This window comes from Streptomyces hawaiiensis (assembly GCF_004803895.1).
GTDB lineage: Bacteria > Actinomycetota > Actinomycetes > Streptomycetales > Streptomycetaceae > Streptomyces > Streptomyces hawaiiensis.
Genome location: NZ_CP021978.1, coordinates 2,636,352 through 2,660,536, shown reverse-complemented (window position 1 = coordinate 2,660,536; position 24,185 = coordinate 2,636,352). Strand labels below are relative to the sequence as shown.

Sequence of the window (24,185 nt, the reverse complement as noted above, 5' to 3'; positions counted from 1 at the left end):
CTTCACACATAAGGGTGTTCCAGGAACGATTCGCCTGAGGAAAAGGGGGCGATTGTGCTGAGCGGGGCCATGGGTGCCAGGAGCGGGCGGCGGCGGTGCAACGCCACAGATCAGGCGGGTAGCCTTGCTCCTGTGCCCCGTCTGTCTGAAGTCATCGCCGCGCTGGAGACCCTGTGGCCCGCCGCGCGGGCCGAGTCCTGGGACGCGGTCGGCACCGTCGCGGGCGACCCGGACCAGGAGGTCACACGGGTCCTGTTCGCCGTCGACCCGGTCCAGGAGATCGTCGACGAGGCGGTGAAACTGGGCGCCGACCTGCTCGTCACCCATCACCCGCTCTACCTGCGCGGCACGACGACCGTCGCTGCGACGCACTTCAAGGGCCGTGTCGTGCACACCCTCATCAAGAACGACATCGCGCTGCACGTCGCCCACACCAACGCCGACACCGCCGACCCGGGTGTCTCCGACGCCCTCGCGGGCGCGCTGGACCTGCGCGTGACCGGGCCGCTCGTGCCGGACCCCACCGACCCCGAGGGCCGCCGCGGCCTCGGCCGGCTCTGCGCGCTGGACCACCCGCTGACCGTCCGCGCGTTCGTCGCCCGCGCCGCCGAGCGGCTGCCCGCCACCGCGCAGGGCATCCGCGTCGCCGGCGACCCCGAGGCGCTCGTGCGCACCGTCGCCGTCAGCGGCGGCTCCGGCGACAGCCTCTTCGACCACGTACGCGCGGCCGGAGTCGACGCCTTCCTCACCGCGGACCTGCGCCACCACCCGGTGTCGGAGGCCCGCGCCCACAGCCCCCTCGCGCTGCTCGACGCCGCGCACTGGGCCACCGAGTGGCCCTGGTGCGAGCTGGCCGCGAGCCAGCTCGACGAGATCTCCGACCGACACGGATGGGACCTGCGCGTCCACGTCTCGAAGACGGTCACCGACCCTTGGACCGCGCACGCGGCCTCTGCCACTTCCGACCCCCTTGGAGCCCCGAACTGAACGCCGCGCCCGCCGACCAGATCCGACTCCTCGACCTCCAGGACCTCGACGTCCGCCTCCAGCAGCTTGCGCACAAGCGCAGGTCGCTGCCCGAGCACGCCGAGATCGAGTCGCTGACCAAGGACCACACCCAGCTGCGCGACCTGCTCGTGGCCGCGCAGACCGAGGAGAGCGACACCGCCCGCGAGCAGACCAAGGCCGAGCAGGACGTGGACCAGGTGCGCCAGCGCGCCACCCGCGACCAGCAGCGCCTCGACTCCGGTGCCGTCACCTCCCCCAAGGACCTGGAGAACCTCCAGCGCGAGATCACCTCCCTCGCCAAGCGGCAGGGTGCTCTGGAGGACGTGGTGCTGGAGGTCATGGAGCGCCGGGAGTCCGCGCAGGAGCGGGCCGCCGAGCTGACCGAGCGCGTCACCTCCGTCCAGTCGAAGATCGACGACGCGACCGCGCGCCGCGACGCGGCCTTCGAGCAGATCGACGGCGAGGTCGCCACGGTCACCAAGGAGCGCGAGGTCATCGCCGGTTCGATCCCCGCTGACCTGCTCAAGCTCTACGACAAGCTGCGCTCGCAGCAGGGCGGCGTCGGCGCGGCGAAGCTGTACGCGCGCAGCTGCCAGGGCTGCCGGCAGGAGCTCGCCATCACCGAGCTGGCCGAGATCCGCAAGGCGGCGCCCGACACGGTGATCCGCTGCGAGAACTGCCGTCGCATCCTGGTGCGCACGTCCGAGTCCGGTCTCTAGGCCTTCAAGGAGCCCTTCCGGTGCGGGAGTTCATCGTCGAGGCCGACGGCGGCTCGCGGGGCAACCCGGGGCCCGCCGGCTACGGGGCCGTGGTCAGCGACGCGGCGACGGGGGAGACCCTGCGGGAGACCGCCGAGTACATCGGCGTCGCCACGAACAACGTCGCCGAGTACCGCGGCCTCCTCGCCGGCCTGCACGCCGCCCGGGAACTGGACCCGGCCGCGACGGTCCACGTCCGGATGGACTCCAAGCTGGTCATCGAGCAGATGTCGGGCCGCTGGAAGATCAAGCACCCCGACATGAAGCCACTGGCCGCGCAGGCGGCCCGGGTCTTCCCACCCGGGCGGGTCACCTACGAGTGGATGCCGAGGGAGCGGAACAAGCACGCCGACCGGCTGGCCAACGAGGCGATGGACGCGGGGGCCAGGGGCGAGCGGTGGTCGGAGACGGGGTCTACGGCCGAGCTGGACACGGCTGCGGGGGGTGCCGGGCGTGACCGGCGTGCCGGGCGTGCCGAGCCTGTCACGCCCTCCGGGCCGCCCGGTGACGCGGCGGCGGGTGCGGCGCGGGTCCGCGGAGCTCTGGCGGAGGGACGCGCGTCGGCGGCGGCAGGTGCGGCTGACTCGGGTTCGGATGCCGGGCGGGGTGCGGCGGAATCTTCCGGGGTGGTCTCGGCGGGGGCGGCGGCCGACTCGGGTTCGGATGCCGGGCGGGGTGCGGTGGAGTCCTCTCGGGCTGTCCCGGCCTTGCCGGTGGCGGGCTCGGGCGTGGATGCCGGGCGGGGTGCGGCGGAATCTTCCCGGGCCGTCCCGGCCGGGGCCGCCCCGGGTGCGGCGCCTGCTTCCGGCCGCGTCGCGACGAGCACGCCGGGCGGCGAAGCCGTGACGGCCGAGGCCGGCGAAGGCGGGGCCGTTTCTGGCTCGGCGACGGATGACGCCGGCACCCGTGCCGTGAGGGCCGTCGGGGATGCCCGTGCCGCGAAGGCCGATGCCGATGCCCGTGCCGCCAAAACCGTAGCCGCTCCGGGCTGGGCGCCCGCCGACATGGGCGCGCCCGCCACCTTCGTGCTGCTGCGGCACGGCGAGACGCCGCTGACCCCCCAGAAGCGGTTCTCCGGGAGCGGCGGCACCGACCCGTCCCTCTCCGGCACCGGCCGGGAGCAGGCCGAGCGGGCCGCCGCGCTGCTGGCCCGGCGGGGCACCATCCAGGCCGTCGTGTCGTCGCCGCTCGCCCGTACGCGGGAGACCGCGGGGATCGTCGCCGCCCGGCTCGGGCTCGACGTCGCCGTCGACGACGGGCTGCGCGAGACGGACTTCGGTGCCTGGGAGGGACTCACCTTCGCCGAGGTGCGCGAGCGCCACCCCGACGACCTGAACGCCTGGCTGACCTCCCCGGACGCCGAACCCACGGGCGGCGGCGAGAGCTTCGCGGCGACGGCCACCCGGCTCGCCGCCACCCGCGACAAGCTGGTCGCGGCCCACGCGGGCCGCACGGTCCTGCTCGTCACGCACGTGACCCCGATCAAGACGCTCGTCCGGCTCGCCCTGGGCGCCCCGCCGGAGTCCCTGTTCCGCATGGAACTGTCGGCCGCGTCCCTGTCGGTGGTCGCGTACTACGCGGACGGCAACGCCAGCGTACGGCTCCTCAACGACACGTCCCACCTGCGCTGAGCGCCGCCGCCGCACGGGCCAGCGCCTCGACGCGGCCCCAGTCGCGAGCCGCGACGGCATCCTGCGGCAGCATCCAGCTCCCGCCCACACAGCCGACATTGGGCAGGGCGAGGTAGTCCGGAGCGGAGGCCGGGCCGATCCCGCCCGTGGGGCAGAAACGGGCCTGGGGAAGCGGCCCCGACAGCGACTTCAGATACGCCGTGCCGCCCGCGGCCTGCGCCGGGAAGAACTTCATCTCCCGCACCCCGCGCTCCAGCAGCGCCACCACCTCGGACGCGGTCGACACCCCCGGCAGGAACGGCACCCCCGACGCCCGCATCGCCTCCAGCAGCACGTCCGTCCAGCCGGGACTGACCAGGAAGCGGGAGCCCGCGGCCACCGCCTCCGCGACCTGCCCGGAACGGATCACCGTCCCGGCCCCGACCACCGCCCCGGGCACCTCCCGGGCGATCTCCCCGATCGCCTCCAGAGCCGCGGGCGTCCGCAACGTCACCTCGATCGCGGGCAGCCCGCCCGCGACCAGCGCCCGCGCCAGCGGCACGGCGTCGCCGGCATCCTCGATGACGACGACAGGAACGACGAGCGCGAGGTCCAGCACGGAGGCGGGCAGGGGAGGGGAGGCCATGGCCACATCCTGCCGTCGGCGTGCAAGGAGCGCAAAGGTCGTTGCGTACAGCGCAACGCCCGCGTAACGCCCGCTAGTGCACCACGTCCACCAGCACATCCAGCGACCACGCCTGCCCCGACTTCGCCGGAGCCTGCCCCTCCACGACGTACCCGAGATCCCGGAGCGCCTCCACCAGCTCGGCCGGTCCCTTCGGGTCGGCCCCGGAGGCCAGCAGAGCGCGCACGATCCGCCCCTTGGTCGCCTTGTTGAAGTGGCTGACCACCTTCCGCGTGGGCGCGTGCAGCACCCGCACGGACGCCGTGCGCCCGGCGACCTCGCCCTTCGGCTTCCAGGCGGCTGCGTACGCGGCGGACCGCAGATCCAGCACCAGCCCACTCCCGGCCACCTCGGGCAGCACCGACGCCATCGGCGTACGCCAGTGCGCGCCCAGCGCCCCGAGCCCCGGCAGCTTCACCCCCATCGAGCACCGGTAGGACGGAATCCGGTCCGTCACCCGCACGGCACCCCACAGCCCGGAGAACACGAGCAGCGACCGCCCGGCACGCCGCTTGGCCGCCGTGTCGAGGGACGCCAGGCCCAGGGCGTCGTACAGCACACCGGTGTAGATCTCCCCGGCCGGCCGCGCCCCCGCCGTCCGCAACTCCGCGTTCTTCGCGACCTCGCCCCGCAGCCCCTCGCTGAGCCCCAGCACCTCACGTGCCTTGTCCTCGTCGCCGGCGCACAGCTCGACCAGCTCGGTGAGGACGGCCTCCCGGGCGTCGGTCAGCCCCGGCAGCGACAGCGACTCCGGCTTCAGCGGGGCACCGCGGCCGGAAGAGGCCTTGCCTTCGGACGGCGGCAGCAGGACAAGCACGCGTACTCCTTCGATCGAACCGCAGCCGACAGCGTACGGGGACGTACCGGAAGCTCAGACGCGCGCCCGGCCGAGGGCGCGGACCAGGCCGTCGGGGTCGTCGGCGTGGAAGCGGACGACCCGTACCTGGCGGCGCCGGCCGAGAAAGGTGAGGTGGGTGACCGGCTCGGTCAGTTCGAGCGTGACGGTGGTCTGCGAGCCGACCTCGACGTTCAGCTCGCCGTCGGCCGGCTCGTGCGTCATCCGCAGCTCACGCCGCACGGAGCCGATCCGCTCCAGTGGCACGCACAGATCGACATGGACGTACCGCCGTATCCGCAGCGAGCCGCCGTCCGCATCCAGCACATGCGGACGTACGACGGACGAGGCGTGCAGCGCTACGACGAACACGATCGTGTACACGTCCAGGAAGAGAAACGCCGCGTGCACGGCGGGCCAGTCCCGCAGCAGCACGGACAGCGCGACCGTCTCGACCAGGCACACGAACGCGAACCCGGCCATCATCGCCCCCTGCCCGCCCGCGTACCCGAAGGCCCGGCCCCCGCCCGTCCCGTGCGTACGCCGCGCCACCCACAGGGCAAGACTCACGAGCAACCGCACCTCGTGCCGCACCAGCAGCCCCCCGATACTCAGGCCGACCCTCATCGTCGCTCCTCGGTGAGAATCCGCAGCGCCCGGCGAACGGCCTCCGCCTGCCCGGGGCGAGATCGTCGTAGAACGCGCGCAGGACGTTGTCGTGCTGATCGAGCTCACCGACCTGAGGGAACAGCGTCGACGGAATGCAGCCGGCGAGCGCCCGGGCCGCCTCGTCGACGCGCGGGTCGTCCGGCTCGGCGCCGGCGAGCGCGTCGAGCAGCGCGTAGGCCTCACCGGCCCGCGCCACGGCCGCCGGACTGCCCAGCGCCTCACCCACCGACGACACCAGCCGCTCCCGGTCCCCGGCCGGCATGGCGGTATCCAGGAACGCGATGATCTCGCGGTCCTTCACGGCCATGGGCGAGTCCGACAGATGCGCGGTCCCCGCGAACAGGGCGGCCAGCCCGGGCGACACGGGCCCTTCGGCGGGCACCCCGCCCTCCGCGTCCAGCAGGGTCCGCAACCGCGCCCGCCGCCCCCGCAGGGCCTCCTCCTGCCGCGCCAGATCCTCGTCCAGCTCGGTCAGCACCTCGACGAGATCCTTCCCGGCGTCGTCCGCGAGTACGTCCCGCACCTCCGCCAGCCCCAGCCCCAGCTCGGTCAGCCGCCGGATCCGCGCCAGCACGACGGCATGCCGCAACCCGTACTCCCGATACCCGTTGGCCCGCCGCTCGGGCTCGGGCAGCAGCCCCAGATGGTGGTAATGCCGCACGGCCCGCGTGGTGACGCCGACGACCGCGGCGAGTTCTCCGATCCGCATGCCCCCAGTGAAGACGTTGACGCTGCGGCAGGGTCAAGCGAGCCGTTCGGCCTTCTGACGAGGACCGTGATCCTGTGCCACGATCGAGGGAACGGTTCCCGATCTCACGGACGGGTGGTTCGGCGATGTCCCAGTCTGGCGGGCGACAGAAGGAGGGGCGTGACATGACTGCCATGGCCCACGAGCCGCTCTCACAGGAAGACGTCCTGCTGGAGGGCTTCCTCGCCCTGGACACCCCGGAGGGTTTCCGGGCCGAGCTGATCGAGGGGGAGATCGTTGTGACGCCGCCGCCGGACGGGGATCACGAGGACTACATCGGGCTGATCGTGAACCAGGTGATCAGGCGTTCACGGACCGACATGCAGTTCTCAGGGAACAAGGGGCTGAAGTTGCGACGGGGAGGCGAATGCCCGAAGGACCATGTGGTCCCGGACGGCACGTTCGCTCCCATGGAACTGCGCCTGTACCGGGGAGCCGACTCCTGGATGCCCTGCGACGGCGTCGCCATGGTGATGGAGGTGACCTCCACCAAGCCGCAGGCCGACCGCGAGGCCAAGCGCCGCTGCTATGCCCGCGCGGGCATCCCGCTCTATCTGCTCGTCGACCGGGACACGGCCCAGGTCACGGTGTTCAGCGAGCCGAAGGAGGACGACTACCGCGAGCACTGCGCCCGCCCCTTCGGGAAGTCCATCACTCTCCCGGAACCCTTCGCCTTCGACCTGGACACCACGGATCTCCTCTGATCCCCTGTGGGGTGGGGGGCGCGACATGGGGACACCGGAACAGGCCAGATGGACCAGAGCCCGGCTGGGCCGGTCCGGGTCGCCCCTCGACCTCCTCACCGCCCACTTCGACCAGCACGTCTACGCACCCCACGCCCACGACGAATTCACCATCGGCGTCACCGTCGGCGGCTCGGAGGTCATCGCCTACCGGGGCGGGCACATCCACTCCTACCCCGGGTCGATCGTCGTCCTGGAACCGGGCGAGATGCACACGGGCGGCCCCGCAGCGGCCGACGGCTACGCCTACCAGGCCCTCTACGCCGAGCCGTCCCTCCTCACGGACGGCACTCTCGGCGGCGGCCTCCCGCACTTTCGAAACGCCGTCCTCCACGACCCGGAGCTGGCGGCGGCCCTGCGCGCCGCCCATACGGACATCAGCACCTGCCCCGACCCGCTGGAGACCGAGTCCCGGCTGCCCTGGCTGCTCACGGCCCTGGCCCGCCGCCACTCCACGGCCCGGGCGAGCGAGGACGCGGTGCCCGGTGCCGGCCACATCGCCAGGTCCGTACGCGACCGCCTCGCGGACGAGCTGCTGGACCCTCCGCCCCTGGCAGCCCTCGCCACCGACCTGGGCCTGTCCCGCTACCAGCTCCTGCGCGCCTTCCGCACGACCATGGGCGTACCGCCGTACGCCTGGCTCGCCCAGCACCGGGTGGCCAGGGCCCGCGGCCTCCTGGAAGCCGGACTGCGCCCCGCCGAGGTCGCCGGCCTCGTCGGCTTCGCCGACCAGGCGCACCTCACCCGCTGGTTCCGCAGGGTGCTGGGGGTGACCCCGGCGGCGTACCGCAACAGCGTTCAAGACACCACCGGGTGACACGGCCGAGACTCGCCGCATGACTGCACGCGGCTGGTTCCTGTTCTCCCTCATGGGAGTGATCTGGGGCGTCCCCTACCTGATGATCAAGGTGGCGGTGGACGAGCTGTCCCCGTCCATGGTGGTGTTCATACGCTGCGCCCTCGGCGCCGCGCTCCTGCTCCCCTTCGCGCTCCGCCAGGGCGGCCTCGGCCGCACCGTCCGGACCCACTGGAAGCCGATGCTGGCCTTCGCCGTCATCGAGATCATCGGCCCCTGGTGGACCCTGACCGACGCCGAACGCCATCTGTCCAGCTCCACCGCCGGACTCCTCATCGCGGGCGTGCCGATCGTCGCCGTACTCCTGGCCCGCTTCTTCGGCGCGGAGGAGCGCGTGGGCGCCCGCCGTGCCACCGGACTCGCCCTCGGCCTCGCGGGCGTCACCGTCCTCACCCTGCCGCACCTCACCGGCGGCGACGCCCGCTCCCTGGCCGAGGTGCTGGTGACGGTCATCGGCTATGCCACCGCCCCGCTGATCGCCGCCCGGCACCTCAAGGACGTCCCGACCCTCCAACTGATCACCCCCTGCCTCACGCTGGCCGCCGTCGTCTACGCCCCAGCCGCCTACCTGACGCGGCCCGCCACCGTGCCCTCGGCCGACGTCCTGGCCGCCCTCGCCGGCCTCGGCATCGTCTGCACCGCGATCGCGTTCGTGGCCTTCCTGGAGCTGATCAAGGAAATCGGCCCGACCCGGGCCGGCGTGATCACCTACGTCAACCCGGCGGTCGCCGTCGCCGCGGGCACCCTCTTCCTGGACGAGGAGCTGACCCTCGGCATCGGCGTGGCCTTCGCCCTGATCCTGGCGGGCTCGGTCCTGGCCACGGCCGCGGCGCCGAAGCGGGGCGTCCGCCGGGTACCATGGTCGACACGGCAGACGAGCCGGGCGGACGGCCGCGTGGAGTCCCCCTGACGGGGAGCTTCCCGAGGAACGTCCGGGCTCCACAGGGCAGGGTGGTGGCTAACGGCCACCCGGGGTGACCCGCGGGACAGTGCCACAGAAAGCAAACCGCCGGGGACCTCGGTCCTCGGTAAGGGTGAAACGGTGGTGTAAGAGACCACCAGTGCTTGAGGTGACTCAGGCAGCTAGGTAAACCCCACCCGGAGCAAGGTCAAGAGGGGGCACCTCGGTGCTCCTGCGCGGACGTTCGAGGGCTGCCCGCCCGAGTCCGCGGGTAGACCGCACGAGGCCGGTGGCAACACCGGCCCTAGATGGATGGCCGTCGCCCGGGGCTCCGCGAGGAACCCCGGGAACAGAACCCGGCGTACAGCTCGGCTCGTCTGCCGCTTATCAGGATTTCATCCGCGTCTCAGATGATGGATGAGTCGCTGGAACACGCTCCAGGTACCGGGGTCGCTTCCGTCTCCCAGGGAGTAGTGAAGGGCGGGCTTGGCTCCGAGCCCGAGCCGCTCGGGCACGGGGCCGAGGGGCGGATGCCCGGCACGGGCCTGACCGACGGCGTCAGCCTGGTCGCTGCCGAGGGTGAACGCGACGGGGACGGGCGGGGCTTCCAGGCGCGGCGGGGCCGTGAGGTCGCGACGACCTGCGCGCAGTGGCGTGAGCAGGGTGACCAGACCGTGCTCGGCGTCGAGTGCGGTCGCGAGTTCCTCGAAAGCGTCCAGGGGCGGTGTCTCGTCACCGCCGTAGCCGAGCGCGAGGGTGACGTCCTCCTCGACTCCCGCGGGTGTGCGGAGAACGCGGAGTGTGGCGAGGGCGGGCCGGTCGGGGTGTCCGACGGCGACGAGCCAGGTGGGCCTGGGAGCGCGGGCGCGGGCCAGGTCCGTCAACTGGCGGGTGGACCAGGGGAGGTTGACCGGCTCGGCGGTGCTCCATCCTGCGGGCGGTGCGCCGGTCAGGTGCCGGAAGGCCGTTTCGAGGGCGCGGCCCAGGACGAGGTTCTGGTCGGAGGCACTGGCCGACTACCTGAAGGTCCCCCAGCACCTGCGCGGATACGACATCGACGGAACCGGCCCCGTGCCGCGCCGTCGCGAGCCGTCGCGCGCCACACGCCGTTTCGAGATCTTCGAAGAACTGCTCAGCACCGCTCCGCGGTTCGCGACACGATCCGTTCCGTTCGCCGAGGCGGGAGAGCACACCTTCCGGGTGCAGGACCGTACCCACTCGGTGGTGTTCGACGAGGAACTGCTGACGGACACCCTGCCGCGCGCCCACGTGCTCGACGCACCACCCGCCGGGCAGGGAGAGCCCGTCGATGTCACCTGGAAAGAGCTCGAAAAGGCCGCCGGCGAGATGGACGCCGCCGCAGGGAGCGCGGGGCGGATGGGCCGGGCGGCTCCGGCGAGTGAAACTGCTCGTGCGCGACACGGAACTCGGCCGCTTCACCGAACAGGGACGGCTGAGGATCGACCGGCTGCTGCACCTCGTGGGGATGGTGGGAGCCGGCAAGTCCACCCTCCGGGACATCCTGACCTACCACCTTGTGACCCGAACACCCCGTCGGGTCACCATCGTCGTCGGCGACGTGGCCGAGACGCTCGCCGTGGTGGAGCAGTTCGACCGGCTCGGTGTACGGGCGGCGCCGATCCTCGGGCACTCCACCAGGGAGCGCAATATCAACCGGCTGCACCGCCGCACCGCCACGGCCGGCGCCGCCACCATGCTCGGGCACGACCACGCGGGCTTCGCCCACCTCAGCAGCGCCTGCCCCGTCGACGTACTGCGCGGTTTGGAAGCCCGCCGCCCGCTCGGCGTCCGTGAAGCACCGTGCATCACGCTGTACACCGTCCCCGAGCAGGAGACCACGGACGGCGATCCCCTCCTCGACGACGAGAACAGCACGCAGCGCGACGCACAAGGCCCGAAGCCACAGCGGAGACTGTGCCCGTTGTGGAACCGCTGTCCGCGCCACCGCGGGGCCCGTGATCTGGTCGACGCACAGGTGTGGGTCGCCACCCCGGCCGGTCTGGTGCACAGCTCCGTCCCGCTGCACCAGCACCAGGAACAGCTCCGGTACCTCGAACTCGCGTGCCGGCTCAGCGACCTGATCATCGTCGACGAGGCGGACCGGGTCCAGATGCAGCTCGACACAGCCTTCGCGCCGGCCAGCACTCTGGTCGGCAAGGCCCCGAACTCCTGGTTCGACGAGGTCGCCGTCCACAAGTTCCAGCAGATGGCCCGGGACGGGCGGCTCCAGCTGTCCGCCCGTGACGTCGACGACTGGACCAACGCCGTCAACACGGTCAGCGCAGCCACCGACCGCCTCTTCGCACTGCTCGTCAAGGACGACAAGCTCAGGCGGTGGATCAGCGTCGACTACTTCAGCGCCTTCACCCTCCACAACCTGCTGCTGGACAGCTGGTTCCCGGGGCGGAAGGAGGGCGAACGCCCACCTGCGGCGGCCCGGACGCTGGACGGTGCGCTCGGCCGGTTCCGCGACGACCCGCTGCACGAGCAGCAGAGCATGGGAGACGACGATGAAGTGACACCCTTGGTGAACACCTTCGTCCACCTCACCCTGGAACTCCTGCACGCGCCCCAGGGAGCACGGACGCGTGAGAGGCTGCGCGACACGCTCACCGGCATCGTCGGAGACGACAGCACGGTGCTCGCCGACGCCGGCCTCAAGGCCCGGCGCTTCGAGTTCACCCTGCTCCTTTCCGCCCTGCACAGCCGTCTCGACTTCATGACCACGCTGTGGCCGCGCGTCGAGGCCGCCCTCAATCTTGAGAGCGCCTCGAACGTGCTCTCCCGCAGGCCCCCGAAGGACTACGAGGCGGTCATCCCAGAGTCGCCCATGGGTAACGTGCTCGGCTTCCAGTTCCGCCACGACGACCGTGAGCGTGACGGCGACCGCAGCGGTGAACTCCGCTTCTTCCACTGTGCGGGCCCGGGCGGCCGTCCACGGCGCACAGGTCACCGAGCCGCATGAGCAGTTCGCGGGGAGATCGACGATCCGGACCGCCGCCGCATCCTGTTGCTCGTCGGCAGCTACGACGAGGCACGCCGGGCCGCCGAGTACCTCAACCAGATCCCCGAGTGGAACGGCCGCGTCACCCGGCTCGTATCCGACGACGCGGACTCCGACACCGCCTGGACCCGGCTGCCGGAGAATGCCGCCGCACGAACCCTGCCCCGCGGTGACGTAAAGGCATTCCCTGCGGTCGGCGGCGACATTCTCGTCGCGCCGCTGCTCGCCGTGGAGCGAGGACACAACATCGTCCTGCGCGGTGGCAAGGCCGCCATCGGCACCGTCTACTTCTTGGCACGCCCCCACCCTCGGCCCGACGACATCTCACTCGCCATTCAGTCCATCAACGACTGGGCCGTACGCCAACTCCGGGACCCCGGCGGGCCCTTCCGGCAGAACGCGCTCGCCGCCGCCACCCCCGACCAGGCGGCCGTGGCGTTCCGCAGCCGCGCACGCCGTCAGTGGAACCGCTTCCTCACCCGGCGGCTGGCCTGGTCCAGCCTGCGGGACGAGGAGAAGGCGGCGTTCACCTGGGACCAGCTCGTCGTCATGTGGCAGGTCATCGGTCGTCTGGTGCGCGGTGGCGTGCCGGCCCGGGTGGTCTTCGTCGACGCGGCTTTCTCCCCGCGAGAAGCCGGATTCCAGGACACGGACACCCCCGACACCAGCCTGCTGGCGAGCATGCGTGAGGTGCTCGCCCCCTACTTCGAGGACGGGAACGCGGCGGAGCGGGACCCCGCCCCGATCGACAAGTCCCTCGTCCGTGAGCTGTACGAACCGCTCTACCGCGCCCTGGTGGACATGGGCTGACGGCGTCCGTCACCACACCGCACCGCACCGCATCCGCGACGTGACTGCGTCGCGTCCGCGCACTTCACACCTGCCCCGAGGAGAACGGCACCATGGCCTACCAGTACAACCGCCCGGCGGCATACCTTCCCGACCCGGCACAGGGGCCCTTCGTGTCCCGATGCACACGCTCTCCCTGCCTGCCCACTGGGAGGAACCACTCCTGCGCCTCTACCACGGTGGAATGACCGAGGGGCAGGCCGAGCGACGGCGCCGCGTACCCACAGCGGCGGTCAACCAGCTGATGCGCGCCACCGCGCCGGACATCGTCACGGTCGACTCCACGGCACGGTTCGGCTCGGAGAGCCCCTGGCTGTACTGCCAGGACGCGTACCCGATGGCGGTGACGAACCTCTACATCGCCACCTGGCTCAAGAGCCTCCCGCGTGATGCCGACGATCCCGAGACCACGGCCCTGCTGATGAACTGCTTCCGTGATCTCGACACCGGGGCTCTCAGCTGGCGGCCCGGCAAGATCGACCTCCTCGAACAGGAGTTGTCGCCCGGGGGAACCGCTCTGCCCGCGTCCCACGTGTACCGGTTGCTTCCCGACATCCTCGCCGAACGGATCGTGCGCCAGGGACCGTACGAACACCACGGGCAGCAGCTGTCGTTCCGGCAGGTCGCCGGCCGCACGGGTGCCCGGGGTCAGGGAAGCGGGGGCGCCGAGCTGATGTCGAACGTGATCGAGTACGTACCCAGGCGGCGCGGCGGCGACGCCAAGCCGGCCTACTACGCGGCGACCCTCCGCATCACCGTGCGCACCGTTCCCTTCTCGCCCGTCCCGCGCGTCCATGTAGCCGCCGGTGTGCGCCGGTTCGTCACCGGCAAGGTCTACATGCCGTACGGCAAGGGCGTGTCCGCGTACCTCCTCCCCGACGACTCCCTCGTCCACGACGGCCCGCAGCCGCAGCGCTTTGCGGTCGCCATGCTGGAGTGGAAGAACGGCACCACAGACTGGCGTCAGGGCGGAGCTGAAGGAATGCTCGCCCGGATCAGCGCACTCGACGCACCGCCGTCCCCGGACCGGCTGGTGAAGGAGGCCGGCCACTGGATCCACGGCCGGGATGGCATCCGGATCGCGATCGGGCACCAGGCCGCCATGGGCAGGCACACGATCGGCACCGGACTGATGCCCAGTGAACGGCGACGGTTGATCGAGTGGGCGGAGCAGGCGATCGCTCCCGAGTTCGTTCCCGTTCCGAAGCTCGAGCGCAGCGCGTACGCGCGGCCGCCCAGGAAGCAGCTCAAGAAGCTGCCGTCCATTCCCAAGAACGTGGAAAGAAGGATCCCGAAGACCTCGCGGTCATCCTGGATGAGCGTGAGCTGAACGCGGCCCACAACGCTCAGGTGCTGCGGGCACGCCTGGCCGAAGCACTCGAAGGGGAAGACCTCACCGCGGTCGTGCTCCACCAGAGCGACGCCATCCGCGAGCAGATGATCGCCGCGGCGGAGACGGGGCTGGGGCTGGCCGGGCACCGGCGTGCGCAGGGTCCCGACACCTGGGTGTGGAAGACGGAGGAACTCACTGTTCAGCTGCACGCTCAGCCCCTGGGGGTTTTGGGTGCACCGCTGGGAGACGACAGTGCGCCGCGCCGGGGGCAGGAGCACGACAAGGCCATCGAGGAGCGCCGTACCGGTGTCGCGCGCGCCATGGCAGCCCTGCGGGAAGCCGTCCCCGGGGTCCGGCTGGCCTTCGTGGAACTCGACGGGCAGGACGCCTTCCGCCATGCCAAGCGACGGAGCGACCCCAAGCACGCCACCCGCCTCGGCTGCGCGGACGCAGGCCTGGTGACCCAGTTCATCCGGCCGCCAGACCCGGATATGGAGGCGGACGAGGCTCTCGCCGATGCAGGTCTGCGTGCAGCCGCAGCCTGGTCTGACGGCCTGCGTCAGACCGGCATGCGGCTGGTGCCCCAGCACACGCTCGGCGACACGCTCATCCCCGCGAACCTGAACCAGGTGGCCTTCCATCTGGTGGAACGCCGCCTAGACGGACCCACGGGCAAGCAGCAGTTCACGCCGATCGCGGTGCTCATCCGGCCGGGCGCGAAGTGCGTGCTGGGCAAGTCGGCCGACATGCACGAATGGGTGCCGTACCCCGAACTCCTCAAGACCTTGACGGGACGGGTTGAAGGACGGAAGAACAGCGCGGAGCAGTCGGCCCTCACGGCGGCCTTCGTCAAGAAGACCCTCGCGCAACTGCGCAGTACCCCGACGCTCGTCCTGGCCCACGCTCAGGACTTCCGGAAGCGATGGCCTTGGCTGAGGAACGACGGTTTGGAACGGGACAGGCTCGGCCTCGACGGAGGCCCCACCCAGCGGATCGGTCTGTACGGCAAGCAGCTTCGTGTCGTCCGGGTCGCCGACGGCAGTCGGGACGAGACGGCCCAGTGCTGGGCAGAGGCGGAGGAACGCTCTCCGGAGTTGGAGGGCCAGCAGCGCGGGGGCATCGCGATGGGGCTGTGGCGGCCCGGGGCGCGGGGCGACTCGGACCGCGTCTTCTACAGCACGACCGGCAAGTCCGGCACGCAGACGAAGCTCACCAACGATGACGCGAAGCTTGACTCCGCACACCAACGCAGCGGGTAACAACTCCTACCGTCCGACAGTGAATGCCTGGAACCCGGACCTCCTTGAGCTGACCGTTGCGTGCCTTCAGCCGGGCGATGACGCCGAGGCATGGTTCGCATTCGTACACCAGCAGCGTTTCAGTGAGGACTACCGCGTGGGCCGTGAAGGGTTGGCTCTACCGCTGATCTTGTACCTTGCACGGCTCGCGGACGACTACGCTCTGCCGCACGAGATCGACGAAGTTGTGGACCTGGCAGATCCTCAGACTACGGCCTCTCCGGACGACGCCCTATGGGGCCAGATCGCCTTCGACTTCTGCATCGATGGTGGAGTTATTGGCGAGTGACCTGCGTGCTTCCTGGGTGATGTGCGAGGGAGCTGCGCTCGCAGATCGGGTGGTTGTCCCCGGCGTACGCCCGACTGGTCCGCCACTTCGGCACACCTGCTTTTTCGCACACCCTCTTGAGACACCCGGACCCCACGCAGCCCCCCGTGCGGCATATCGCCCTGCTCGCAGCCGTCCCGCCGGCCGTCCCATCGCGCGGAGAATCGCCAGGTCAGGCCGGGTGGGACATCCCTGCCTCCCGTACCTTCCGCATCTGATTGACGCCCCCTGCCCGGCCATGACGACCATCCACCCGTGAACTCAGCGCCCTCGGACGAGCGCCGAGTCTGCAGCACACGCACACTCACCAGCCCATGGGGGACAATCACGTGAACAAGACCCGCGCACTGCGCTCCAAGTCGGCCATCTCCGCCGCCGCCGTCCTGCTGTCCTGCGCCGGGATCGGCCTGGCCACCGCGACACCGGCCGCCGCCTATGCGGGCTACTGCAATGCCGAGGTGACCAAGAAGAGGGCGGCCGCTTCCGGCGGCTCCTACAAGGCGTACCTCCCCGCCCACGGCGGCGATATCGACTGCTACATGAACCAGGGTGCGGAAAGCAAAGCCGTCAAGGCGCTGCAGAAGAACCTGAACTGGTGCTACGACCGCAACCTCGAAGTCGACGGAATCTTCGGCAAGGACACCAAGGAGGCGCTCGAGTACGCCCAGGGCAAGGAAGGCATCGGAAAGGACGGCAAGTACGGCGAGCAGTCGCGCACCAATCTCAAGTGGCGTTGGTACGAGAACCGCAATCTCTGGTACTGCGGTGAACTCCGAAACGGTGCCTGAGACGGTGAGGCGCGGCTGAACCTCCTTGCCCCGCGCCCGTCCCGATACCATCACTCCGTCTGCACGCGCACCGTGTCATCGGGGGAGGACCGGGATGGGGCACTGCGGAGGGACGGAGTTCGCGGCGGCGTTGCGGGAGTTGAAGGACCGTACACCGCACAGTTTCGAGACCTTGGCGGCGCGGACCGGTATCAGCCGGTCCGCGCTGCACCGTTACTGCTCGGGCACGTCGGTTCCGGCCGACTTCGCGACCGTGGAGCGCTTCGCCAAGCGGTGCGGGGCGGACCGGGACGAACTGGTCGGGCTGCACCGGCTGTGGGTCCGGGCGACCGAACCGGATGCCCCGGGGAGGGATGCGGAGCCGGACGAACCGGATGCTTCGGGACGGGCACCGAAACCGGTCGAGCCGGAGGTGCCTCGGCCGCGGGCGCGGCCGACCGTGGCCGCAAGGGCCCGGTGGAGGTCCAGGGACCTGGTCGGCGTCGCGGTCGCCGTCGTCGTCGGCGCGGGGCTGCTGGGTGTCGTACGGGGCACCGCGGGAGCATCCGACGAGGAGCGACTGCTGCTCTCGCAGGCCTGCGAGGGGCCGGTCGGCATGGGAGAGAGGGGAGAATGCGTCCGGGAGGTCCAGCGCCTGCTGGTGGAGGCCGGCGGGGATCTCGACGTCACCGGGCGTTTCATCGGGGACACCCGCAGTCTGGTCGTGGCCTTCCAGACGTTCGCCGGGCTGCACGACAACGGCGTCGTCGACACGGCGACCAAGCAGGCGCTGTACGACGAGGACATGGACGTCTCCCTGCAGACCTGGAGCGAGGAGCGCGTGGCGGACCGCATCCGCGAGGTCTTCGACCGGGACGCCGGGCAGGCCGTGCGCACAGCCGAGTGCCAGTCCCTGCTTGAGCCGCTCGCCACGACGTCCCAGGCCGATTCCACCCGTACCTGGGGCGTCTTCCAGCTCTCCGAGTCCCACCTGCGGGAGCTGGACGGAACCCCCGTGGACGCGCTGGACCCGGAGTGGAACATCCGGGCCGCCCACCGGCTGTGGTCCCGGCACGAGGACTTCCGTGCGTGGCCGCACTGCAACGTCACGGTGGAACCCGTGGATCAGCTGTGAACTCATCTGCATGCGACCACAGTTGATGCCGAAGCGCCCGCTTTTCCGTAGCATGGGCACCGCGTGCGCCGGGGGATCATGCTGCGGAGGTCCGAGAAGATGCAGGGCGATCGGGCCGAGGCCCGTGTCAGGGAGTTCGCCGAGGCGCTTCTCGCGCTGAAGGAACGCACGCCACACAGTTACGAGACGCTCGCCACCCGGCTGGACATCAGCCGTTCCGCGCTGCACCGGTACTGCTCGGGCAGGGCCGTACCCGCCGACTTCGACGTGGTCAGGCGGCTGGCCCGGCAGGCCGGGGCTGACCGGGACGAGGTGACGGAGCTGCACCGGCTGTGGGTGCTGGCGAGCGAGCCGCGTACGCCGTCTCCAGTGCCGGAACCCGCTGCCGCCGGGGTTCCGACGCCGACGCCTGTCGAAGACCGGCCCGTAGGCGACGAAGCCCTGAGACCGGCAGCAACTCCAGTTGCCGACGGGGGCGATGAGACCCCGGAGACCGGCGGCTCCCGTGCGCGCCGGTGGCCGTGGGCCGTTGCCGCCCTGCTCGCTGCCGCCGCGCTCGCCGCCGCCCTGACATGGAACAAGGGCGGTGACGAACCGTCCGAGACGGTGGCCGACAACCGTCCCCTGTTCACCGGTGAGTGCAAGGAGCCGGTCCGCGACGGTCAGAGCGACAGGTGCGTCCGGGAGGTCCAGCTGCTGCTGTCCAGAACCGGAGTGACCATAGGGATCGACGGCATCTTCGGCCCCGAGACCCTGCGCCGGGTCGAGGCGTTCCAGCTTCGGGTCGGACTGAACGTGGACGGCATCGTCGACGACGACACCAAGCGGGCGCTGTACGACGAGGACGTGTCCCTGAAGACCTGGAGCAAGAAGCAGGTGGCCGACCGTATCCACGAGGTCTTCGGGGAGAAGGCGGACACGGCCGTGCGGATCGCCCGCTGCCAGTCCTTCCTGGACCCCCTCTACATCACACCCAATACCAACGGCACCCGGAACTGGGGCGTCTTCCAGATTTCCGACGCCCGGCTGCGCGATCTGCGGGGCACTCCGGAGAAGGCCATGGACCCGGACTGGAACATCCGGGCGGCGCACCGGCTGTGGGCTCAGGACGAGGACTTCTCCGACTGGCCGCACTGCGCCGCCGCCGCCGAGGACCCCCCGCCGGACGAGGGCGGCGACGCCCCCTGACCGGCTCGGGTCAGTGATTCGCCGCCCGTCGGCCGGCCAGGTGCGCCGGCGGACCGTGCGTCGGTCAGCGGCAGTTGACCCACTTGTTGGAGAGGACCTTGATCGTCACTTCGTCGGAGCTGCCCTTCTGGCCACGCTTGAGCGTTCCGAGGGACTTGGTGTAGTTCTTACCGCCGTACACCTGCACATCGCAGCTGTTGCCGTTGTTGAAGGCGGAGCGGAAGCCGTTGGCGAAGACGGTGTGCGAGGACAGGTCCGCGTTGTCGTACTGGACCTTCTGCATGCGGCCGGTGTAGTTCTCGCCGGCCCAGACGCAGAACCAGCCCTTCGGGCAGTCGCCCGACGCGGCGGCCGCGGTGCCGCTCGTCGCGCCGATTCCCAGACCGGCCAGCAGCACGGCGCCCGAGACGACCCCCGCCTTGGTGCGCACCCCGCTGAACACGCTCATGTGTTTCCCCCTTCGTCGGATCGGAACTCAGCGCCTTCGTCCTTCCGCGCCGAGCCACGAAGAGGTCTCTCACACCGCTGCGTGACCGATCAACCGCCGAGGGCCCCTGTGGGAGGCTGGGATGTCTCACCCCCGCCGGCCTGCCGGTTCTCGGGGAGACGGGATGTCGCGAGGGAGGGAGAAACCGCCCCCAGTGACCGCTGCGCGACCCGCTCCAGATGCCCCCCGAACACCTCCCGCGCCTGAGGCGTCAGCGTCCGCAGTGCCATCAGCGCCGTGATGACGACGTCGCACAGCTCCGCCTGCACGTCGTCCCACGTGTGCGTGACGCCCTTGCGCGGGTTCTGTCCCGTCGCCCCGATCACCGCCTCCGAGACCTCGCCGACCTCCTCCGAGAGTTTCAGGATGCGTAGGAGGACGCCTTCGCGGCCCTCGACGGGGCGGGCGGTGTCGAGCCACTCCGACAAGGCGTCGATGGTGGACCAGAGTTCAGGGGTGGGGGTCTGCTCGTTCATAGGGGCGCAGCCTGCCACGAGGGTCTGACAACGCCCCGGCCCCGACCCCTGCCGCCCCCTACTCCATGTACTCCTCCTCGAACAACGACTCCTGCTCCCCCTCCTTCGCCTTCCGCAGGCGCCTCGCCCGGGCCCCCACCACCACCGCCGTGCCCGCCGCCGTCGCCGCGAAGGCCGCCGGGATCATCCAGCCGCGGTTCACCGCGTGGCCGAGCAGATGGTCCAGGGAGAGGCGGCCCGGGCCGGTGACGGCCAGGCCCGCTGCCGTCAGGCCCAGGGTCGCCGCGTACTCGTAGCCGCCGCCCTGGTTGAAGAAGCCGTTGGGGGCGTGCACCGCCGCCGCGCCGGCCATCGCGCCGGCGGCCGCCGCGCCCGCGGCCGGGGTGGCCAGGCCCAGGGCCAGCAGCGTGCCGCCGCCGGTCTCCGCGAGGCCCGCCGCCGTCGCGCTCGCCTTGCCGGGGACGTAGCCGACGGACTCCATGAACTGGCCGGTCCCCTCGATGCCGTGCCCGCCGAACCAGCCGAACAGCTTCTGCGCGCCGTGGGCGGCCAGCGCACCGCCCGTCCCCAGCCGGAGCAGCAGCAGGCCCAGATCACGTCGGTCGTTACGCCTCACGTCGACTCCCGGAGCAGACAGCAGGAACAACAGCAGGAACAGAGGAACGCTCCTCTTCGCGTTTCCACCGTCGCACCCCTCACACCCCGCGACACCCGGCGGACCCGTGCGGGACGCCGTTCGGGTGGCACGGGTGGCGTGGGGCGGTGGCCGGTACGAGGCTGGCTCACATGACGATTCAGACCACGCGCCTGAGCGATCCGGCCGTCCGGGCCTTCGTGGCCGCCGTGAACAACCACGACCGCGAAAGCTTCATGGCGCTCCTCGCGCCGGGCGCGACCGTGACGGACGACGGCTCCGACCGTGACCTCGACGACTGGGTGGACCGGGAGATCTTCTCCTCCCACGGCCACATGGAGGTCGACAACGAGTCCAACGGCGGCCGTTCCCTCATCGCCCGCTACAGCAACGACACCTGGGGCGAGATGCGCACCCGGTGGAGCTTCACCGTGGACGACGACGGCAGGATCACGCGCTTCGAGACCGGGCAGGCCTGAAAAACCCAGACCCCCGCGGGGCTTGTCCTCGCCTGCACTCCAACTTCTAGCCTCCCTGCATGGAGACCACACGGCCGCTGGGACGCAGCGGCATCGAGGTGAGCGCCCTCGGCTTCGGCTGCTGGGCGATCGGCGGTGAATGGCAGGCCGCGGACGGGCAGCCGCTCGGCTGGGGCAAGGTCGACGACGAGGAGTCGGTACGGGCGGTGCGGCGCGCCCTCGAACTGGGCGTCACCTTCTTCGACACCGCCGACACCTACGGCGCCGGGCACAGCGAACGCGTGCTGGGCCGGGCCCTCGGCAAGCACCGGGCCGATGTCGTTGTCGCCACCAAGTGGGGCAACGTCTTCGACGAGGCCACCAGGACCCTCACCGGCAACGACGACTCCCTGGGCTACCTGCGCCGCGCTCTGACCGCGTCCCTGCGCCGGCTCGGCACCGATTACGTCGATCTCTACCAGTTCCATCTCTCCGACGCCGGTCCCGAGCAGGCCGCCCTGCTCCGGGAGGCCTGCGAGGACCTGGTCCGCGAGGGACTCATACGGGCCTATGCGTGGAGCACCGACGATCCCGCACGCGCCGCCGTGTTCGCCGAGGGGCCGCACTGCGCCGCCGTCCAGCACGCTCTCAACGTCTTGAACGACGCGCCCGCGATGCTCCGGCTGTGTGAGGAGGCGGGCCTCGCGAGCGTCAACCGCAGTCCACTCGCCATGGGGCTGCTCACCGGGAAGAGCCGGGACCGGCAGCCGTTGGAGGCCGGGGACATCCGCAGCAGGCCCCCGGCCTGGTTGCGGGGTTTCGGCGACGGGTCCGGCGCCGACCCGGAGTGGCTCGCCCGCGTCGACGCCCTCAAGGATGTCCTCACCAGCGAGGGCCGTACGCTCGCCCAGGGCGCCCTGGCCTGGCTGTGGGCGCGCAGCCCGCGGACGGTTCCCATCCCCGGTTTCCGCTCGGTCGCCCAGGCGGAAGAGAACGCGGGAGCGCTGGAGAAGGGGGCGCTCACCAGCGCGCAGCTCGCAGAGGTCGACCGGCTGCTCGAGGCCGCACGCACGCGGTGAGCCTTGCGGGACCTTGGGCCAGTCTTTGAACGTTCCGGGCACGCCGGTGCGGTTCCGCTTCGTACCGTCGCGGGATGTGTGACTCTGCCCGGCTGTCCAGACGTACTCTGCTCGCCCTGGCCGCGGCGGTCCCCGTGGCCGTCGCCGCCCCGGCCTCCGCCGCCGGCCCCGTCCTCGGCGGCGACCGCCTCGCCGGTAACGCCGTGCAGGTGGGCAGCGCCGCCGGACTGCCTCGGCGGCTCACCGCCCGTTCCTGGCTCGTCGCCGATCACGACACCGGCGAGGTGCTGGCCGCCTACCGTGCGCACCGGCGGCTGCCGCCCGCGTCCACGCTGAAGATGCTGTTCGCCGACACGGTGCTCGACCGGTTCCCGCGCGGCGGACGGCACACCGTCACCGCCGCCGACCTCGCCGGCATTCCGGCGGGCTCCAGCCTCGTCGGCATCCAGGCCGGGACCACGTACACCGTCGACCAGCTGTGGCAGGGCGTCTTCCTGCGCTCGGGGAACGACGCCGTGCACGTCCTCGCCCACATGAACGGCGGGGTGGCGAGGACTGTCGCCCAGATGCGGGCCAAGGCGCGGGAACTGCGGGCCCTGGACACGCACGTGGTCAGCCCGGACGGCTTCGACCACCCCGGGCAGCTGTCGTCGGCGTACGACCTGACGCTGTTCGCCCGGCACGGGCTGCGCGACCCCGGGTTCCGTGCCTACTGCCGGACGAGGACGGCGGACTTCCCGGCGGGGGGCGGGAAGACGTTCCAGATCCAGAACACCGACCGGCTGCTGAGCGGGGCGTGGGGTCTGCGGGCGTATCCGGGGCTGATCGGTGTGAAGAACGGTTACACCAGCCACGCCGGCAACACCTACACCGGCGCCGCCACGCGCGGCGGGCGCACCCTGCTCGTCACCGTCATGCACCCCGGCAACAGTGCCAACGCCGTCTACGAGCAGGCCGCCGCGCTGCTCGACTGGGGCTTCGCGCAGGGTGCGTCGGCACGGCCGGTGGGCGCGCTGGTCGAGCCGGTGAGCGAGGGGCAAGGGGCGGTGAGCGAGGGGCGCGGGGCCGGGCCGTCACCCATGAGCGGGTCCGTCGCCGGCGGTACGGTCGCGCGCGGGCCCTCGGCGGGGCGGCTGGTGGAAGGCGCCGGAACCGCGGTCGCGCTGCTGGCGGGAGGCGCCTGGGCGCTGCGCCGGCGCCGGGCACCCGGGCGGGCGAGAGGACGGCACCGCGAATGACCTCCACCGGCCGCGGCGCGTCCGCTCCTTGACGTGTGCGGCAGTCGTTCCACGCCCACCGGTGCGTACTCCGCGGTCCCTCGCGGAATCCACCCCCACCCGGTGCCGTGGAACGACTGCCGTCTCCCCCTGGATGTGGTCGACGGGAGCGCTCTGCTCCAACTGTGAAGCTTTGGTGTAGGGGAGTTGAGCATAAGCGCCCTACCGGCCGCAATGGTGCGGACATTCCTATTCCGTTTGTGCAGGTTGACGACTTGACGAACGGCGCCGCGCGCTCAGCCGCGTCCGACGTACGGCATCGCCGTCGCCAGTACGGTCGCGAACTGCACGTTCGCCTCCAGCGGCAGCTCCGCCATGTGCCGCACCGTGCGGGCCACGTCCGCGACGTCCATGACCGGTTCCGGGGCGACTTCCCCGTTTGCCTGCAGGGCTCCCGACTGCATACGGGACGTCATGTCGGTGGCCGCGTTGCCGATGTCGATCTGCCCCACCGCGATGCCGTACGGCCGCCCGTCCAGGGAGAGGGACTTCGTCAGGCCCGTCAGCGCGTGCTTGGTCGCCGTGTAGGCCACAGACAGCGGGCGGGGCGTGTGCGCGGAGATCGAGCCGTTGTTGATGATCCGGCCGCCCCGCGGGTCCTGCTCCTTCATCTGCCGGTACGCCGCCTGCGCGCACAGGAACGCCCCGTTGAGGTTGGTGTCCACCACGTGCCGCCAGGCCTCGTAGGGCAGTTCCTCGACCGGCACGCCACCGGGCCCGAACGTGCCCGCGTTGTTGAACAGCAGGTCGACCCGGCCGAAGCGCTCGACGGTGGCGGCGAAGAGGGCGGCCACGTCCTCGGGGCGCGAGACGTCCGTCCGTACCGCGAGAGACGCGGCCCCGGGTGCCAGGGCCGCCGTCTCCTCCAGCGTCTCGACGCGACGGCCCGCCAGCGCCACCGACCAGCCCGCGCGCAGCAGTTCCACGGCGACCGCCCGGCCGATGCCGGAACCCGCCCCGGTCACCACCGCGATTGCATTGTCCTTGGCGTTCATGGGCCCGCAGCGTACGGGAGCCACTCCCGCCGAAGGGCCCATG

The 24,185-nt window shown here is 71.2% G+C and carries 22 protein-coding genes, 1 other RNA gene and 4 pseudogenes; 18 read left to right on the top strand and 9 right to left on the bottom strand.

Annotation, left to right across the window (positions count from 1 at the left end):
- Positions 1 to 132 precede the first annotated feature (132 nt).
- The 3 genes from CEB94_RS12270 to CEB94_RS12260 are packed head-to-tail and all read left to right on the top strand — an operon-like array spanning position 133 to position 3,397.
- Positions 133 to 987 carry a Nif3-like dinuclear metal center hexameric protein gene (locus tag CEB94_RS12270; protein ID WP_175432249.1) on the top strand — a complete coding sequence of 285 codons (855 nt, stop codon included), beginning with the start codon at positions 133 to 135 and terminating at the stop codon, positions 985 to 987.
- Complete coding sequence (locus CEB94_RS12265; RefSeq protein ID WP_179956582.1) at positions 984 to 1,727, top strand: zinc ribbon domain-containing protein; 744 nt, start codon at positions 984 to 986, stop codon at positions 1,725 to 1,727. The genes CEB94_RS12270 and CEB94_RS12265 overlap by 4 nt, the downstream gene beginning before the upstream one ends.
- Before the next feature lie 20 nt (positions 1,728 to 1,747).
- On the top strand, positions 1,748 to 3,397 hold the full coding sequence (locus tag CEB94_RS12260) for a bifunctional RNase H/acid phosphatase (RefSeq protein WP_175432247.1): 1,650 nt from the start codon (positions 1,748 to 1,750) through the stop codon (positions 3,395 to 3,397).
- Here CEB94_RS12260 and eda read toward each other — a convergent pair.
- The 4 genes and pseudogenes from eda to CEB94_RS12240 form a co-directional block, all read right to left on the bottom strand.
- Positions 3,372 to 4,022, bottom strand: coding sequence for a bifunctional 4-hydroxy-2-oxoglutarate aldolase/2-dehydro-3-deoxy-phosphogluconate aldolase (eda, locus tag CEB94_RS12255; RefSeq protein ID WP_175432246.1), 651 nt, complete (start codon positions 4,020 to 4,022; stop codon positions 3,372 to 3,374). The two genes, CEB94_RS12260 and eda, sit on opposite strands and share 26 nt — an antisense overlap.
- A gap of 73 nt (positions 4,023 to 4,095) precedes the next feature.
- A complete protein-coding gene (gene yaaA / locus CEB94_RS12250; protein ID WP_175432245.1) occupies positions 4,096 to 4,878 on the bottom strand; it encodes a peroxide stress protein YaaA in 783 nt (260 codons plus the stop codon).
- A 54-nt stretch (positions 4,879 to 4,932) separates the two neighbouring features.
- A complete protein-coding gene (locus CEB94_RS12245) occupies positions 4,933 to 5,523 on the bottom strand; it encodes a hypothetical protein (RefSeq protein WP_175432244.1) in 591 nt (196 codons plus the stop codon).
- Positions 5,520 to 6,274: pseudogene (locus CEB94_RS12240) on the bottom strand (MerR family transcriptional regulator). The gene CEB94_RS12245 and the pseudogene CEB94_RS12240 overlap by 4 nt, the downstream one beginning before the upstream one ends.
- A gap of 164 nt (positions 6,275 to 6,438) precedes the next feature.
- Here CEB94_RS12240 and CEB94_RS12235 point away from each other — a divergent pair.
- From CEB94_RS12235 to rnpB, 4 genes and pseudogenes are all read left to right on the top strand, one after another.
- The gene (locus CEB94_RS12235) at positions 6,439 to 7,017 is read left to right on the top strand and encodes a Uma2 family endonuclease (RefSeq protein WP_175432243.1); all 579 of its coding nucleotides are present in this window, start codon (positions 6,439 to 6,441) and stop codon (positions 7,015 to 7,017) included.
- A 25-nt stretch (positions 7,018 to 7,042) separates the two neighbouring features.
- Positions 7,043 to 7,873 carry an AraC family transcriptional regulator gene (locus CEB94_RS12230; protein ID WP_175432242.1) on the top strand — a complete coding sequence of 277 codons (831 nt, stop codon included), beginning with the start codon at positions 7,043 to 7,045 and terminating at the stop codon, positions 7,871 to 7,873.
- A gap of 19 nt (positions 7,874 to 7,892) precedes the next feature.
- Positions 7,893 to 8,672 (top strand): annotated as a pseudogene (locus CEB94_RS42205) (DMT family transporter); the annotation flags it as partial.
- Between the two features lie 115 nt (positions 8,673 to 8,787).
- Positions 8,788 to 9,193: RNase P RNA component class A (rnpB, locus tag CEB94_RS12220), an RNA gene on the top strand.
- A 15-nt stretch (positions 9,194 to 9,208) separates the two neighbouring features.
- On the opposite strand, the gene CEB94_RS12215 is transcribed toward rnpB, so the two are convergent.
- Positions 9,209 to 9,766: a DUF6177 family protein gene (locus tag CEB94_RS12215; protein WP_246112149.1), complete on the bottom strand. Its 558-nt coding sequence runs from the start codon at positions 9,764 to 9,766 to the stop codon at positions 9,209 to 9,211.
- Here CEB94_RS12215 and CEB94_RS40825 point away from each other — a divergent pair.
- The 8 genes and pseudogenes from CEB94_RS40825 to CEB94_RS12190 form a co-directional block, all read left to right on the top strand.
- Positions 9,660 to 10,022, top strand: a pseudogene (locus CEB94_RS40825) (pPIWI_RE_Z domain-containing protein); the annotation flags it as partial. The gene CEB94_RS12215 and the pseudogene CEB94_RS40825 overlap by 107 nt on opposite strands.
- A 202-nt stretch (positions 10,023 to 10,224) precedes the next feature.
- Positions 10,225 to 11,799, top strand: coding sequence for a hypothetical protein (locus CEB94_RS40820; RefSeq protein WP_246112233.1), 1,575 nt, complete (start codon positions 10,225 to 10,227; stop codon positions 11,797 to 11,799).
- Between the two features lie 45 nt (positions 11,800 to 11,844).
- A complete protein-coding gene (locus tag CEB94_RS40815) occupies positions 11,845 to 12,648 on the top strand; it encodes a hypothetical protein (protein ID WP_246111774.1) in 804 nt (267 codons plus the stop codon).
- A 160-nt stretch (positions 12,649 to 12,808) separates the two neighbouring features.
- The gene (locus CEB94_RS40810) at positions 12,809 to 14,017 is read left to right on the top strand and encodes a pPIWI_RE module domain-containing protein (protein WP_246111773.1); all 1,209 of its coding nucleotides are present in this window, start codon (positions 12,809 to 12,811) and stop codon (positions 14,015 to 14,017) included.
- Between the two features lie 107 nt (positions 14,018 to 14,124).
- Positions 14,125 to 15,607 (top strand): annotated as a pseudogene (locus tag CEB94_RS40805) (RNaseH domain-containing protein).
- Between the two features lie 368 nt (positions 15,608 to 15,975).
- Positions 15,976 to 16,434, top strand: a complete 459-nt coding sequence (locus tag CEB94_RS12200) for a peptidoglycan-binding domain-containing protein (RefSeq protein WP_175432240.1) — start codon at positions 15,976 to 15,978, stop codon at positions 16,432 to 16,434.
- Between the two features lie 94 nt (positions 16,435 to 16,528).
- The gene (locus CEB94_RS12195; RefSeq protein WP_175432239.1) at positions 16,529 to 17,548 is read left to right on the top strand and encodes a helix-turn-helix domain-containing protein; all 1,020 of its coding nucleotides are present in this window, start codon (positions 16,529 to 16,531) and stop codon (positions 17,546 to 17,548) included.
- 99 nt (positions 17,549 to 17,647) lie between these two features.
- Complete coding sequence (locus tag CEB94_RS12190; RefSeq protein ID WP_175432238.1) at positions 17,648 to 18,736, top strand: peptidoglycan-binding protein; 1,089 nt, start codon at positions 17,648 to 17,650, stop codon at positions 18,734 to 18,736.
- Between the two features lie 64 nt (positions 18,737 to 18,800).
- On the opposite strand, the gene CEB94_RS12185 is transcribed toward CEB94_RS12190, so the two are convergent.
- The 3 genes from CEB94_RS12185 to CEB94_RS12175 form a co-directional block, all read right to left on the bottom strand.
- The gene (locus CEB94_RS12185; protein WP_175432237.1) at positions 18,801 to 19,184 is read right to left on the bottom strand and encodes a peptidase inhibitor family I36 protein; all 384 of its coding nucleotides are present in this window, start codon (positions 19,182 to 19,184) and stop codon (positions 18,801 to 18,803) included.
- An 89-nt stretch (positions 19,185 to 19,273) separates the two neighbouring features.
- A complete protein-coding gene (locus CEB94_RS12180; protein WP_246111772.1) occupies positions 19,274 to 19,699 on the bottom strand; it encodes a MazG-like family protein in 426 nt (141 codons plus the stop codon).
- A gap of 58 nt (positions 19,700 to 19,757) precedes the next feature.
- Positions 19,758 to 20,315: a DoxX family protein gene (locus tag CEB94_RS12175; RefSeq protein ID WP_175432236.1), complete on the bottom strand. Its 558-nt coding sequence runs from the start codon at positions 20,313 to 20,315 to the stop codon at positions 19,758 to 19,760.
- A gap of 170 nt (positions 20,316 to 20,485) precedes the next feature.
- Between CEB94_RS12175 and CEB94_RS12170 the strand changes: the two genes are divergently transcribed.
- The 3 genes from CEB94_RS12170 (at position 20,486) to CEB94_RS12160 (ending at position 23,108) form a co-directional block, all read left to right on the top strand.
- Complete coding sequence (locus CEB94_RS12170; protein WP_175432235.1) at positions 20,486 to 20,812, top strand: nuclear transport factor 2 family protein; 327 nt, start codon at positions 20,486 to 20,488, stop codon at positions 20,810 to 20,812.
- A 59-nt stretch (positions 20,813 to 20,871) separates the two neighbouring features.
- Positions 20,872 to 21,870: an aldo/keto reductase gene (locus CEB94_RS12165; protein ID WP_175432234.1), complete on the top strand. Its 999-nt coding sequence runs from the start codon at positions 20,872 to 20,874 to the stop codon at positions 21,868 to 21,870.
- Between the two features lie 74 nt (positions 21,871 to 21,944).
- On the top strand, positions 21,945 to 23,108 hold the full coding sequence (locus CEB94_RS12160) for a D-alanyl-D-alanine carboxypeptidase family protein (RefSeq protein ID WP_175432233.1): 1,164 nt from the start codon (positions 21,945 to 21,947) through the stop codon (positions 23,106 to 23,108).
- A gap of 275 nt (positions 23,109 to 23,383) precedes the next feature.
- On the opposite strand, the gene CEB94_RS12155 is transcribed toward CEB94_RS12160, so the two are convergent.
- Positions 23,384 to 24,142: an SDR family oxidoreductase gene (locus CEB94_RS12155; RefSeq protein WP_175432232.1), complete on the bottom strand. Its 759-nt coding sequence runs from the start codon at positions 24,140 to 24,142 to the stop codon at positions 23,384 to 23,386.
- Positions 24,143 to 24,185: the final 43 nt, after the last annotated feature.